The organism is Symbioplanes lichenis (genome assembly GCF_030709675.1).
GTDB lineage: Bacteria > Actinomycetota > Actinomycetes > Mycobacteriales > Micromonosporaceae > Actinoplanes > Actinoplanes lichenis.
In genome coordinates this window covers 106,625-119,191 of the sequence record NZ_JAUZQD010000018.1, presented here as the reverse complement: position 1 = coordinate 119,191, position 12,567 = coordinate 106,625, and the positions used below count along the sequence as shown (strand labels likewise).

Genomic DNA, 12,567 nt, shown 5'->3' with positions numbered 1-12,567 from the left:
TTCCCCCGTCATCCCGTACGTCCGATCACCGTCACGCCGAAGTCCCGGGGCACGTCATCGGTGAACCGGGGCCGCGACCGCGGCGCGAGCACCTTCGTGAAATAGCCGGTCACCGTCGCGCAGGTGGCGCCGTCGCAGCCGGCCGGGCTGCCGGTCGGCCGGAACGCGGCGAACCCGATGACGGTGACCTCGTCGCCCGCCGCGGCGCTGTAGATCTCGCCGCCGTCGTCGATGGGCCCGCTGGTGTCGAAGACCGGCAGCAGCAGCGGTGCGCCGGCGGCCGACGCGTCGGTGACAGCCTGGGAGCAGGCCGTCCGCCAGGCGATGTCGTCATCGGTGGCCGCCTGCTGCCGCGGCTGATAGGTGGCCACGCAGTCGCCGGTGCCGGAGTCGCCGCCGAGCACCTTCCACTGGCACGCGCCGTCCGGCGAGGCCGTGACGTAGCCCGCCGGGTCCGGATCGGGCAGCGACTGCAGCGGCACCAAGCCGGTCGGCTCTTCCGGCCGGTCGGCGCGGTAGTAGGTGACGCCGTCGAAGCAGCCGGCCGAGAGGCCGAGGGCGGTGACGGTCATGCTCTGCGGGGGCGCCCACGAGACACGGGAGCAGGCGCCGACCTTCGAGCCCTTCTTCTCGTGGCCGAACAGCCCGGCGAAGGGTGCGGGCATGACGAGGTCGTCGCCGTCCTGGTAGTACGCGCGGACCTCGACGTAGTCGCCGAAGGACAACCGCTGGGACGGGCACTCGACGTTGGTGTTCCAGGCCGCGCAGTCGATGCCGTCGACGCACACCTGGGTGGCCGCGGCGGCGCTCAGATTGTTGCCCTCGCCCGGCCCATAGACCTGCCGGGCCATGAGCTCGTCGGCGCGCGGCTGCTGGACCTGGTTCGAGCAAGTGTCCGGTGCCTCGATGCACGCCTCGGCGATGGCCCAGGAGGCGGCGTCCGCCCCGGCCTGCAGCTGCTCACGCTTGGCGTAGAGGCCGCCGACGTCGATGACCAGCGCGGCCGAGCCGAGCAGGACGCCGCCGGTCAGCAACACGGCGACGAGGACCGCGACGGCGCCTTCGTCGTTTCCTCCGGAGCTCAGCCGACGCATGACATCACGCCCGTGGCCCGGATCTCAAAGCTTGTGATGTCGCGACTGCCGAAGCGGGCCATCAGCGCGCCCAGGCCGGTCGGCGACCAGTAGTAGAGCGAGACATCGACGACTGCGTCGCCGCCCGCGGCGTCGGCATCGCACAGGGTCGGCGGCGGGACATCGAGTTCCGCGTCCGACATCTCGCCCAGCACTTGCCGGACCTTGTCCCGCACCGCCTCCGCGGACCCGCCCAGCGCGGCGACCCGGGCGCCCTCGTGGGCGGCCTCGGTCACCTTGAGCTGGCGGTTGAAGCCGATGCCGAACTCGATGATGCCGAAGACGATCAGGAGCAGCAGCGGCAGGACGATCGCCATCTCGACGGCTGCTGCCCCCTGATCGGCCCTCGTTACGGCGTCGTGGTGTCGTCCGTGCCCCCGCCGAGCTGGTTCGCCACGTCGTCGAACATCGCGTCGATGTTGCCGCCGAGCAGGGTCACGCTCGAGATGATGATGACGGCGATGAGCCCGACCAGCAGCGCGTACTCCACCGCGGTCGCACCCTCGTCGTCGTTGCCCAGCAGGGGCAGACGACGCGCCATCTCGCGCAGCAGGGTGATGAGCATCGGGTGTCTCCTTCTGGGGTGCCGCGAGCACTTGCGCCGGCATGGTCAGCCTGTCGCAATGTGTATCGGTCCCGGCGGGAGTCTCTGAAGCGTTGGGGGTCATCATCGGGCTGCGGATAAGTTGCCGCTCGGTGCGCGGGGTCATAGCGCGGTGAACCAGCCGGCCACGCGGGCCGGGGTGAGGTCGAAGCCGGTGGCCCGGGCCCCGGCCCAGTTGACGCCGACGAGGAGGTCGTCGCGCCGCAACCCGGGCAGCCAGCTGTCCAGCCAGTCCCCGAGCGGGATGTCGACGATCTCGAAGCCGTGGTACGCGTCCACGGCGCCGACGACCCGCTCGGCCCGGCTCCGCTTGGACCAGAAGGGCAGCGCGCCGCCCGGGGCGGGGTAACCGCCGGAGTCGCGGATCGTGAAGACCCGCCCCTCGGCGGGCGCCTCCCGCCGGAACGCCGCAGCGTGGGCCGCACTGAGCGACATCCCGTCCCCTTCCGGTCGCGACACCGTCAGTGTCGCCCTTCGGAGGGTTGCAGGTGATTTGAACGAATAAATCAGCCCAGCAGGGCCAGCCGGTGCACCAGCTTGTCGATCCGGTTGCGCGGCCCGACCAGGCTGACCGCGTGGTACGCGAGATCCGCGCCCGCCGCCTCCGTCACCTGCCGCAGATATTCGTCGTAGACCCGGGTCGCCTGGGCGTTGACCGGCATGTCGGCCACGAAGACGCCGAGCGTGGCCGCCGCCTTCGCCCGGATCTCCCCGAGCCGCGCGGCCGGGGCGCCCAGCACCGTGCAGCCGGCCCACGGCAGCCCCGGGTGCACGGCGCCGTCCGCGTCCTTGGCCTCCGGCCCGATCAGCCCGGTGACCGACGTGGCGGTGGCGGCGGCGACGCAGATGGCGGCGTTGGCGGCCCGGCCGGGCGGCAGGGCCTCGTCGACCACGACGACCCACTTGAGGCGGGCGGACCGGGTGGGCTCGTCGGTGCGGATCTCGTCGGGAGTGAAACCTACGTCCATGACGAAAAACGGTAGGCATTGTGACGGCTACACGGCAAGGAATCCGTACTTAATTCGGCTAGAGTCGGCGAATGGCTGACCTGGACGAACTTGATACGGCGCTGCTGCGCGAGTTGCAGGTGGATGCACGGCGCACCAACCGCGACGTCGCCGCCGCCGTGGGCATCTCGCCGACGACGGCGCTCGACCGCACCCGGGCCCTGCGCGACCGCGGCGTCATCCGCGGCGCCAGCCTGGAGCTCGACCTCGCCGCGATCGGCCGCCCGGTCCAGGCGCTCATCGCGGTCCGCATCCGCCCGCCGTCGCGCCGCAACATCGAGGCCTTCCGCACCTGGGCCGCCGGCCTGCCGGACACCCTCGGCGTCTTCGTGACCAGTGGCAGCGAGGACTTCCTGATCCACGTGGCGGTGCCCGACAACGACAGCCTGTACGCCTTCGTCATCGACAAGCTGACCGAGCACGCGCACGTGGCGGACGTCCGCACGTCCGTGGTCTACGAGCACCTGCGCAACACCCGCATCACTCCTGCCCGGTGAGGTCGTAGACCCGGAACTGGTCGAGCAGGCTGTGCGGCGCCCGCTCGTCGAAGCACAGCTCCAGGTTGCGGGCGGCTTCCGCGGCCGCCGCGGCGCTGCGGGGAAAGAGCTTCTGCTCGTACGCGGTGAGGGCGGCCTCGATGTCGCCCGGGTGCGCGGCGACGGCCTGTCCGAGCTCGGCGCCGTCGAGCATCGCCAGGTTGGCGCCCTCCCCGGCGAAGGGCGACATCAGGTGGGCGGCGTCGCCGAGCAGGGTGACCCCCGGTACGCGCTCCCAGCGGTGCTCGATCGGCAGCGCGTTGATGGTCCGCGGCACGAGCGGCCCGTCGGCCTCCGTGATGAGCGCCCGGAACTCGGGCGCCCAGTCGTGGAATTCCGCGAGCAGCGCCGGCTCGAGGTCCGGGGTGTCGATCCACTCGGCCGGCTTGGTGACGGCGATGTAGATGTGCAGGCTGCCGTCGGTCTCCCGGTGCGCGAGGAAGCCGTTGCCGGGCCCGAGGGCGAAGAGCATGCCCCCGCCGACCGTGCGCGCGGGACCCGGGTGCCGGGTGTCGGCGTCGTGCAGGTAGGCCTCGACGAAGGACATGCCGGCGTACGCGGGCCGGGCGCCGGACAGCAGCGGCCGGATGCGCGACCAGGCGCCGTCCGCCCCCACCAGCAGCTCTGTCCCCGTGGTGCTGCCGTCGGCGAAGCTCAGCTCGTGCCGCCCGCCGCCGAGCGCCCGCACCCCGGCGACCTTGCTGCCCCAGTGGACCGTGCCCGCCGGAAGCGAGCCGAGCAGCATCCGCCGCAGGTCGCCCCGGTCGACTTCGGGCCGGCCGCGGTCACCCTCGTCGGCCTCGTCCGCGTGCACCGTGCCGTGCTTGTCGAGGACGCGCATCGCCTCGCCGCCGGGGTGGACGATGCGCCGGAACTCCTCGTGGAGGCCGGCGGCCCGGAGGGCGACCTGGCCGTTGTAGTCGTGGATGTCGAGCATGCCGCCCTGGGTGCGGGCCTCGGGCGAGGCGTCCAGCTCGTAGACGGTCGCGGCGATGCCGTGGATGTGCAGGACCCGGGCGAGCGCGAGGCCGCCGAGCCCGGCGCCGACGATGGCGATCGGAGTGGTCATGAGGTTCTCCTGTCGTAGCGAACGTGTTCGTGACGAACATGTTCTGGAAGGGCAAGCGAAAACCCCGCCGGAGCGGGGGAGTCTCAAGGAGTCGGGACGGTGCGGATGCCGGCGATCAGGGCATGGAAGGCCCATGCCAGACGCTGCTGCCCGGTGCCGGAGAACAGGTCGTCCCGCGCCCGGGCGATGTTCGGATAGCCGGCGGCGGGCGCCTCGCGCAGAACTGCCTGCAGCGTCTCGTCCTCCCGCCCGGCGTCGGCCGACTCGCTGCGGGTGCCCTGCTCGGCCGCCGTCGCCGTGGCGTGCTGCAGGAGCAGGTCGACGCCCCAGGCGGCCCTCGCCACGGGCACCCCGCCCGCGTGCAGCAGGCCCAGGAGGGTATCGGTCAGCCGCAGGTAGTTGAGGCCGGTCGGGCGCAGCGTCAGCACCGAGCGGGCCAGGCTCGGATGGTCGAACAGCAGCTCGGTGTAGGAGCACAGCAGGTCGACCAGGGTGGCCTCCCAGGGGTCGTCGATCTCCAGCTCGAGGTTGACCAGGAGCTCGTCGAGGATCGCGCCGTGCAGCTCGGCGACGTTCCGCACGTACACATAGATGGCGGCCGGGCCCGTGTCGAGCTCGGCGGCCAGCCGGCGCATCGTCAGGCGCTCCAGGCCCTCGGTGCGCATGACGTGCATCGCCGCGGAAACGAGGGCTTCCCGGCTGAGCGGAGCCTTCGTGGGGCGGGTGCGGCGGCTGACAGGCTCGCGTCGGGGGCTCACGAACACGATCGTAACGAACATGTTCGTTAAGCTGCAAGGGTGGTTAGAGTCACGGCATGGACATCAGGGAAGCGACCGCGGACGACTGGCCCGCCATCTACCCGTTCTGGTCCGAGATCGTCCAGGCCCGCGAGACCTACGTCTACCCCCTCGGGGCGAGCAGCGACGAGGCCCGGGCCATCTGGATGGAGCAGCCTCCGGGGCGCACGGTGGTCGCCGTCGACGGGAGGACGATCCTCGGCTCGGCCAAGATGGGTCCGAACAAGCCGGGCCCGGGGTCGCACATCGCGACGGGCAGCTTCATGGTCAGTCCGGCGGCTCAGGGCAGGGGAGTGGGTCGGGCGCTCGGCGAGCACCTGATCGCCTGGGCGCGCGCCGAGGGCTACCACGGGATCCAGTTCAACGCCGTCGTGGAGTCGAACGTAGTGGCCGTACGGCTGTGGAAGTCCCTGGGTTTCGCCGTGATGACCACGATCCCGGAGGCATTCGACTCGGCGGCGCACGGCCTTGTCGGACTGCACATAATGTACCAAAAGTTGTAATAACCTCGGCTGAAACGGGCCGCGCACGGGGGCCGGCCCGGCAAGCGGAGGGAAACGGCATGCGCAGGACTCTGGCGACGGTGGTGACGGCGGCGGCGGCGATCGCGACGGTGGCGACGGCCACTCCCGCGGCCGCGGCGGCGAAGGTGGGCCCGCACCCGTTCCTCGACTACGTCAAGCCGGTCAAGGCGCACGTGGCGACCTGGGTGGACGTCTGGTGGGACACGCAGAAGCCGGTTTGCGACGCCAAGGTGTGGCTCAGCGGCCGCAAGGTGACCGTCGACTACCCGGCGAACACGGCGACCTACTCGTCCTTCGCCACCGCGAACACGCTCGGCGCCAAGGACAAGCCGCAGCGCACGGCGTTCCGGGTGACGGCGGACTACGGCAAGACGACCGAGGTGCCGCTGACGGCGGAGATCTCCTACAACACGTGCGGCGACAACCCGGTCGAGAAGTCCAAGCGGTTCGAGGTGGCTCTGACCGTACTGAAGAACAAGGCGTGAGAGGGTCGCTCGGCCGCACCGCCTAGGCTCGGTCCATGCCGATCACCCTCCGGCGGGCGGGCGCCGACGACGCCAAGCCCCTGCACGATCTCGCCGCCCGGACCTTCGGGCTGGCCACGCCGCCCGGCCTGCCGCAGAGCGACATCGACGCGTTCATCGCGCTGAACCTCTCGGTGGAAGCCTTCACCGGCTATCTCGCCGACCCGCTGCGGGTGCTGACGGTGGCGGAGGAGGACGACTCGCCCGTGGGCTATTCGATGCTGGTCGGCGGTCCGGTGCGGGACCCGGAGCTGGTGGCCGTCCTCGGCCGGGCGGCGGGCGAGGTGCCGCTGATCGAGCTGAGCAAGTTCTATGTGCTGGCGGGCAGTCACGGGTCGGGAGTCGCGGCCACGCTGATGGCGGCCACGCTCACCGCGGCCGGGGCGGCCGGGGCGGCCTACTGCTGGCTCGGGGTGAACGACCGCAACGAGCGGGCGGCGCGCTTCTACGCCAAGCACGGCTTCGAGCTGATCGGCACGAAGCCCTTCCGCGTGGGCGAGACCCACTTCGTCGACCACGTGCGCGGCCGCACCGTCTAGGGTGCGGCCGCGCCGGGCGCACGATCAGGCGACGAGCGGGCGGACCTCCTCGGCCACGAACCGCACGAAGCTCTCGGGCGACTCCTCCTCACCCGTCGGCTGCAGGACGACGGTCGTCGCGCCGGCCGCGGCGAAGGCGGCCACGCCCTCGGCGATCGCCTTCGCGTCGCCGGAGAGGCCGGGCCACGCGGCGCCGTACTTCTCCTGCAGCCGCGCCAGGCTCTCGTCGGCGCCCGGACCGGTCGCCGCCGGGACGAAGGCCACGATGTCGTGGCCCGGGCCCGGGTTGATCTGCTCGATCGCGGTGCGCACGCCCTCGGGCGGCGTGCCGCCCTCCAGGATCGTGCCGTCGCCCAGCTCGCCCGCGATCGCCCGGGTCTTGACGCCGGTCGCGCCGACCCAGACCCGTGCCGCCGGGGTGGACGGCCAATCCAGCTTCACCTTGTCGAGCTTCACGTAGCGGCCGTCGACGGTGACCTCCTCGCCGGCGAGCAGCGCCCGCAGGGCCGTGAGGTGCTCGCGCAGCAGCGTCAGCGGCGAGGCCGCCCGCGCGCCGACCTGACCCATCCACTCCTGGACGCCGTGCCCGACGCCGGGCATCGAGCGCTCGCCGAAGATGCGGTGCAGGGTCGCGATCTCCATCGCGGTCAGCGCGACGTTGCGGAACGGGACCGGCATGAGGCCGATGCCCACCTTGAGCCGCTCGGTGGCCCCGAGCGCCGCCGCGGCCGCCGCGATGCCACTGTTGAGGAAGGAGTCCTCCCAGAGCCACAGCTGGTCGAGGCCGGAGCGGTCGGCGACCCGGGCGACCTCGAGCAGCTGCTCGGGCGGGTTGGAGGGCAGGAAGATGGCGCCAAGATTCGTCACAGGTCCATCGTCCACGGTGCCTGTGACAATGTCCGCCCCGTCTCGAGCAGAGTCTTGAGATTCGAGAGCACGGCGGGCCAGCCGAGCGAGACCTGCTCCAGCTCGGGCCGCCCGGGCAGGTTCTCGTGGGTCACCGTGACCCGGACGATCTCGTGGTACGCCTGGATGTCGAAGGTCACGCGGGAGGGCTCGGGCTCGCCGTCCCACTCGGTGACGAGCCGCCGGGGCGGAACGGCCTCGATCACCGTGCCGGTCACGTCGGCGATGCCCGAGCCGTCGGTGCGCCGGTGCTCCCAGCGCGAGCCGGGCTGCCAGTCGGACACGTTGGCGTGGCCCCAGAAGTCCGCGGTGAGGTCCGCGTCGGTGAGGGCGTGCCACACCTTCTCGGGCGTGCTCTCGATGTAGGTCGTGTAGACGTAGGTCGGCCGGTCGCTCACGTCTGCCTCCGCTCGTTGCTTGACCGCGCTCAGGACGCGCAGCCGGGGCTGCTCGAACTTGTCGATCCACCGCTCCTGCACCTCGTGCAGCGGCACCGGGTTGAGGTAGTGCAGCTTCTCCCGGCCGCGGCGGACCGTGCTGATCAGGTTGGCGGCCTCCAGTACGCCCAGGTGCTGCGTCGCCGACTGCCGGGTCATGGGCAACTGCTCGCACAGCTCGCCGAGGGTCTGGCCGGCGCGGCGGTGCAGCAGGTCGAGCAGGTGCCGCCGGGTGGGGTCGGCGAGCGCCTTGAACACCTCGTCCACCCCGGTACGTTATGCAGGCAATCACCTACATGTCAACGCCCGGTGTCCCCCGATGGGGTGACAGGCCGTTGACCAATGACGATGTGCATCCAAGACTCCGGAGGACTCGACGGCGGGGAGGCCGTGCCATGGAGGAACAACCTCCGTATCTGATCGATACCGGGGACGACAGCATCACGGTCAGCGCCGACACCGACGGGTCGGTCATCGACATCGCCGTACGCGGCCCGTGGACCGACACCACCGGCCCGGCGGTCGCCACGGTCGTGCGCCAGTGCCTCGCCGAGCGGCCGGCGGGAGTGGTCGTCGACGTGACCGGGCTCGACGACGGCGGCGCGGTGTCCGTACCCGTGTGGGTGAAGGCCGCGGAGGCGGCGGGCGCGACCGAACCGCCCACCCGCTTCGTGCTCTGCTCCTCGCCCGGCACCGCGCTCACCACCGCCCTCGACCGCGCCGGGCTCGGCGTGCACGCCGGGGCGGAACAGGCGCGCACGGCATGCGGCGGCCGGTTCACCCACGTCGTCCGGCAACGGCTGGAGTGCTCGCCCTTCTCCGCCAGCCTCGCGCGCAACCTCGTCGGCGGCGCCTGCCACAAGTGGAGCCTGCCCGCGCTGCTGCACCCCGGCCGCGCGGTCATGTCCGAGCTGGTCAGCAACGCGGTCGAGCACGCCCGTACGGACATGGCCGTGTCCGTCTCCCGGCGCGGCGACCTGCTGCACCTCAGCGTGTGGGACCAGGACCCGACCCTGCCCCGGATCCGCGCGCTGGCCCCGGTGCGCGACGGCGAGCCGCTGGACGAGCGCGGGCAGGGGCTGCGGGTGGTCCACGCCGACTCGGTCGCCTGGGGCGCGATCCCCACGGCGGGCGGCAAGCTGGTCTGGGCGACCGTCCGGGACCGGAACGGACGCTCCCGCGCCTGGTGACCCTTCCGCTAGCCTGACGCCCATGGCCATCGTCCGGGCGGCCACCGCCGCCGATGTCGACGCGATCTGTGACGTGTGCACGCGCGGCTACCGGGCGACCTACCCCGAGCTGCTGACGCCGGAGTACATCGACCGGGTCGTCGCCGAGTTCTACCAGCCCGCGAGGGTCCGCACCGAGGTCGGCGCCGCGCCGCCGCACTGGCTCGGCTACCAGGTCGCAGAGGAGGACGGCCGGGTGCTCGGCGCCGCGGGCGGGGGAATCACCGCGCCCGGCACCGGCGAGCTCTTCGTCATCTACCTCGACCCGGACCACCTGCGCCGCGGGCTCGGCACGCTCCTGCTCGACCGGGTGATCGAGCAAGTGGCCGCGGCCGGCGCCACCCAGATGTGGGTCTCCGTGCTGGACGGCAACACCAAGGGCATCCCGTTCTATCGCGCGAAGGGCTTCGAGGCGGTCGAGCGCCGGCGCGCCTTCGGTGCGCGCGAGGACGAGGAGGTCTACTCCTGGCGCATGCTCAAGCCGCTCAGCTGAGCGGCGCAGCTCCGGCCACTGTGGAGGCGGCCGCCGAAAAATGTCAGAGGGTCCCGCTAGGTTTCTGGGCGGGATCGACGCCACGGGGGCGCCGATACTCCGCGCCGCGGAGCAGGGTTCGCCCTGCTTCGCGCGCCCGGTCGAGCAGCTCGGGCGGGCTCTCGACGGTGAAGTCCGCGCCGAGGGCGCCGAGCACCATCACCGGCCAGCCCAGGTCGTCGACGCCCATGCGCAGGCGGCAGCGGCCGGCGGGCAGCTCCTCGACCTTGCCCCACTGGCCGACGAAGGCGCGCACCCGGGCCGCGTCAGTGGTCAGCACGATCGAGACGTCATAGCGGGCGCGGGCGTCGCTGAGGCGCTCCCGCAGCCACGCGGCCGGGTCGCCGCCGGGCAGCTCGCGCGGGCGGAAGCGGGCGCCGGTCGGCCGGGGCGCGGTGAGGCGGTCGACACGGAAGCTGCGCCAGTCGCCGCGATCGAGGTCCCAGGCGATCAGATACCAGCGGCGGCCCAGGCAGACGAGGCGGTGCGGCTCGACGTGGCGGGCAGCGGGGTCGGCCGGCGGGCGCGGGGCATAGGCGAAGCGGAGCCGCTCCTCGCCCCGGCAGGCCAGCGCGATCGTGGTCAGCACCGCCGGGTCGAGCACCGGGCCGCCGCCGGGGCCGGCCGGGGTGGTGACCGCGCGGAGGGCGTCGACCCGGCGGCGCAATCGGGGCGGGAGCAGCTGGATCACCTTGGCCAGGGCGCGTACGGAGGTCTCCTCGAAGCCCGCCGCCCCACCGGCCGCCGCCGACCGCAGCCCGACCGCGATGGCGACCGCCTCGTCGTCGTCGAGCAGCAGCGGGGGCACCGCCGTGCCGGCCCGGAGCTGGTAGCCGCCGGCGACCCCGCGCGCCGCGTCGACCGGATAGCCCAGCTCGCGCAGCCGGTCGATGTCACGCCGCAGGGTGCGCGGGCTCACCTCGAGCCGGTCCGCCAGCTCGGTGCCGGGCCAGTACCGATGGGTCTGCAGCAGCGACAGCAGCCGCAGCATCCGTCCGCTGGTGTTCACTGTGACATGGCCTCCGCTCCGCTCCGGCGGGCATGGCGCCCAAGTCATCGACGGCGCGATGCCATACCCCTACGGTCACACGAATAGCGGTCAGAAAGTGACCCCGAATAAGCTACCGGCGTGAGAATGCCGCGGGCCCTGGCCCGTCTCGTCGAGGGCTTGACCCGGCCCGCGCCGCACGTCCCCGAGCAGCGGCGGAGCAACCCCGGCGCGGTCGTGGACTGTGCCGTCTACCAGGGCGGCGACCGGCGGCCCGGGAGCCTGCACTTCGCCGACGCGGCCCGGACGGCCCGCCGACGCCGGGGCTCCTTCGTGTGGCTCGGGCTGCACGAGCCCGACGAGCGCACCATGGCCGCGGTCGCCCAGGCTTTCGGGCTGCACGAGCTGACCGCCGAGCAGGCGACGACCGGCGGCCACCGGCCCGGGGCGGAGATCGTCGGCGAGGTGACCCGGCTGGTGCTGCGGACCGCGCGCTATGTCGAGCACGAGGAGCTGACCGCCGACTCGGAGGTCGTCGACACCGGCGACGTGACCGTGCTCGTCGGGGAGAACTTCGTGATCACGGTGCGGCACGGCGCGGCGGGGGCGCTGCGGGCCGTACGCGCGCAGCTCGAAGCCCGTCCGCAGCTGCTCGCGGAGGGCCCGTGGGCCGTGGCCCACGCCGTGTGCGACCGGATGGTCGACCTCTATCTCGAGGTCGCCGCCGAGGTCGAGCGGGATCTGGAGCACGTCGAGGAGACCGTCTTCGCCCCCGGCCGGCGGATGGACATCGCGCACATCTATCAGCTCAAGCGGGAGCTGGTCGAGTTCAAGCGGGCGGTGCTGCCGCTCGGGGAGCCACTGCAGCGGCTCCTCGACCGCGGGGTGGTTCCGGTAGCGTTGCATCCGTACCTTGTGGACGTGCGGGGCCGTCTCGTGCGGGCCGTGGACCGGGTCGCCGCCTTCGACGACCTGCTCAACTCGATCCTGCAGGCCCGGCTCGCGCAGGTGTCCGTGGATCAGAACAACGACATGCGGAAGATCGCCTCGTGGGCGGCCATCGCCGCGGCGCAGACGGGCATCGCCGGCGTCTACGGCATGAACTTCGCGACCATGCCCGAGCTGGGCTGGAAGTACGGCTACTACGTCGTGCTCGCGGTCATGGCCCTCACGGCGGTCCTCCTGCACCGGAGATTCAAGAAGGTGGGCTGGCTGTGACGATCACCGAGCCGGACGAGCGCTGGGCCGAGCTCGGCCGGCAGGAGTGCAAGGTGCTCGCGCCGTACTTCCGGGCGGTCGAGCACATCGGCAGCACCGCCGTGCCCGGGTTGCCGGCCAAGCCGATCATCGACCTGATGGCCGCGCACGAGGATCTGGACGACGTCAACGACGACCGGCTGGAGACCTTCGGCTATCGGCTGCAGCCCGCCACGATGCCGGACCGGCTCTGGTTCAAGCGGGAAAACTACGACAGCCTGGCCTTCCACCTGCACGTGGTGCCGCTCGAGGGCTGGGCCGTCCGCAACGAGCGGCTCTTCCGCGACTATCTGCTCGCCCACCCCGATGCCTGCACCCGTTACGCAGCGTTGAAGAGTGAGCTGATGGAGCGTTTCGGCCCGGGCGCGGCCTATACCCGGGGGAAGACGGCTTTCGTCCAGGAAATCACCGATGCCGCCCGGGCTGAGCTGGGACTTCCCTCGGTCCCGGTCTGGGAGGAATAGCACCCCTCCCCCTTTCGGATC

The 12,567-nt window shown here is 72.1% G+C and carries 17 protein-coding genes and 1 pseudogene; 8 read left to right on the top strand and 10 right to left on the bottom strand.

Annotated features, from left to right (window positions below; all coding sequences use genetic code 11):
• Positions 1-8: 8 nt before the first annotated feature.
• The 5 genes and pseudogenes from RAN62_RS35335 to RAN62_RS35315 form a co-directional block, all read right to left on the bottom strand.
• Positions 9-1,094, bottom strand: coding sequence for a Tad domain-containing protein (locus RAN62_RS35335; protein ID WP_305789198.1), 1,086 nt, complete (start codon positions 1,092-1,094; stop codon positions 9-11).
• Positions 1,082-1,456: pseudogene (locus tag RAN62_RS35330) on the bottom strand (TadE/TadG family type IV pilus assembly protein); the annotation flags it as partial. The pseudogene RAN62_RS35330 and the gene RAN62_RS35335, both read right to left, overlap by 13 nt.
• Before the next feature lie 26 nt (positions 1,457-1,482).
• A complete protein-coding gene (locus RAN62_RS35325) occupies positions 1,483-1,698 on the bottom strand; it encodes a Flp family type IVb pilin (RefSeq protein WP_305789197.1) in 216 nt (71 codons plus the stop codon).
• Positions 1,699-1,839: 141 nt separating this feature from the next.
• On the bottom strand, positions 1,840-2,172 hold the full coding sequence (locus tag RAN62_RS35320; RefSeq protein ID WP_305789196.1) for a DUF2750 domain-containing protein: 333 nt from the start codon (positions 2,170-2,172) through the stop codon (positions 1,840-1,842).
• 71 nt (positions 2,173-2,243) lie between these two features.
• Positions 2,244-2,705 carry a DUF2000 domain-containing protein gene (locus RAN62_RS35315; RefSeq protein ID WP_305789195.1) on the bottom strand — a complete coding sequence of 154 codons (462 nt, stop codon included), beginning with the start codon at positions 2,703-2,705 and terminating at the stop codon, positions 2,244-2,246.
• Positions 2,706-2,776: 71 nt separating this feature from the next.
• Here RAN62_RS35315 and RAN62_RS35310 point away from each other — a divergent pair, with 71 nt between their 5' ends.
• Positions 2,777-3,241: an Lrp/AsnC family transcriptional regulator gene (locus tag RAN62_RS35310; protein WP_305789194.1), complete on the top strand. Its 465-nt coding sequence runs from the start codon at positions 2,777-2,779 to the stop codon at positions 3,239-3,241.
• Here RAN62_RS35310 and RAN62_RS35305 read toward each other — a convergent pair.
• Together RAN62_RS35305 and RAN62_RS35300 are read right to left on the bottom strand one after the other, a co-directional pair.
• Positions 3,225-4,349, bottom strand: coding sequence for an FAD-dependent oxidoreductase (locus RAN62_RS35305; RefSeq protein WP_305789193.1), 1,125 nt, complete (start codon positions 4,347-4,349; stop codon positions 3,225-3,227). The two genes, RAN62_RS35310 and RAN62_RS35305, sit on opposite strands and share 17 nt — an antisense overlap.
• Positions 4,350-4,432: 83 nt before the next feature.
• The gene (locus RAN62_RS35300; RefSeq protein ID WP_305789192.1) at positions 4,433-5,107 is read right to left on the bottom strand and encodes a TetR/AcrR family transcriptional regulator; all 675 of its coding nucleotides are present in this window, start codon (positions 5,105-5,107) and stop codon (positions 4,433-4,435) included.
• A 56-nt stretch (positions 5,108-5,163) separates the two neighbouring features.
• Here RAN62_RS35300 and RAN62_RS35295 point away from each other — a divergent pair, with 56 nt between their 5' ends.
• Genes RAN62_RS35295 through RAN62_RS35285 form a run of 3 tightly spaced genes read left to right on the top strand, consistent with a single transcriptional unit; the run spans position 5,164 to position 6,733 of the window.
• Positions 5,164-5,649 (top strand): GNAT family N-acetyltransferase, encoded by a 486-nt coding sequence (locus RAN62_RS35295; RefSeq protein ID WP_305789191.1) that lies wholly within the window; start codon positions 5,164-5,166, stop codon positions 5,647-5,649.
• Between the two features lie 59 nt (positions 5,650-5,708).
• Positions 5,709-6,155 (top strand): hypothetical protein, encoded by a 447-nt coding sequence (locus RAN62_RS35290; protein WP_305789190.1) that lies wholly within the window; start codon positions 5,709-5,711, stop codon positions 6,153-6,155.
• 35 nt (positions 6,156-6,190) lie between these two features.
• A complete protein-coding gene (locus tag RAN62_RS35285; protein ID WP_305789189.1) occupies positions 6,191-6,733 on the top strand; it encodes a GNAT family N-acetyltransferase in 543 nt (180 codons plus the stop codon).
• Between the two features lie 24 nt (positions 6,734-6,757).
• Here the strand turns inward: RAN62_RS35285 and RAN62_RS35280 are convergent, their stop codons facing one another.
• Together RAN62_RS35280 and RAN62_RS35275 are read right to left on the bottom strand one after the other, a co-directional pair.
• A complete protein-coding gene (locus tag RAN62_RS35280; protein WP_305789188.1) occupies positions 6,758-7,600 on the bottom strand; it encodes an LLM class flavin-dependent oxidoreductase in 843 nt (280 codons plus the stop codon).
• The gene (locus RAN62_RS35275) at positions 7,597-8,343 is read right to left on the bottom strand and encodes an ArsR/SmtB family transcription factor (RefSeq protein WP_305789187.1); all 747 of its coding nucleotides are present in this window, start codon (positions 8,341-8,343) and stop codon (positions 7,597-7,599) included. The genes RAN62_RS35280 and RAN62_RS35275 overlap by 4 nt, the downstream gene beginning before the upstream one ends.
• A gap of 128 nt (positions 8,344-8,471) precedes the next feature.
• On the opposite strand from RAN62_RS35275, the gene RAN62_RS35270 reads away from it, so the two are divergent.
• Positions 8,472-9,266 (top strand): ATP-binding protein, encoded by a 795-nt coding sequence (locus tag RAN62_RS35270; RefSeq protein WP_305789186.1) that lies wholly within the window; start codon positions 8,472-8,474, stop codon positions 9,264-9,266.
• A 22-nt stretch (positions 9,267-9,288) separates the two neighbouring features.
• Positions 9,289-9,798, top strand: coding sequence for a GNAT family N-acetyltransferase (locus tag RAN62_RS35265; RefSeq protein ID WP_305789185.1), 510 nt, complete (start codon positions 9,289-9,291; stop codon positions 9,796-9,798).
• Positions 9,799-9,841: 43 nt separating this feature from the next.
• Here RAN62_RS35265 and RAN62_RS35260 read toward each other — a convergent pair whose 3' ends face one another.
• Positions 9,842-10,894, bottom strand: coding sequence for a helix-turn-helix transcriptional regulator (locus RAN62_RS35260; protein WP_498371884.1), 1,053 nt, complete (start codon positions 10,892-10,894; stop codon positions 9,842-9,844).
• Between the two features lie 78 nt (positions 10,895-10,972).
• Here RAN62_RS35260 and RAN62_RS35255 point away from each other — a divergent pair, with 78 nt between their 5' ends.
• Both RAN62_RS35255 and RAN62_RS35250 read left to right on the top strand, forming a co-directional pair.
• Entirely contained in the window at positions 10,973-12,043 is a 1,071-nt protein-coding gene (locus RAN62_RS35255) for a magnesium and cobalt transport protein CorA (RefSeq protein ID WP_305789277.1), read from the top strand.
• Positions 12,040-12,546, top strand: coding sequence for a GrpB family protein (locus RAN62_RS35250; protein ID WP_305789184.1), 507 nt, complete (start codon positions 12,040-12,042; stop codon positions 12,544-12,546). The genes RAN62_RS35255 and RAN62_RS35250 overlap by 4 nt, the downstream gene beginning before the upstream one ends.
• Positions 12,547-12,567: the final 21 nt, after the last annotated feature.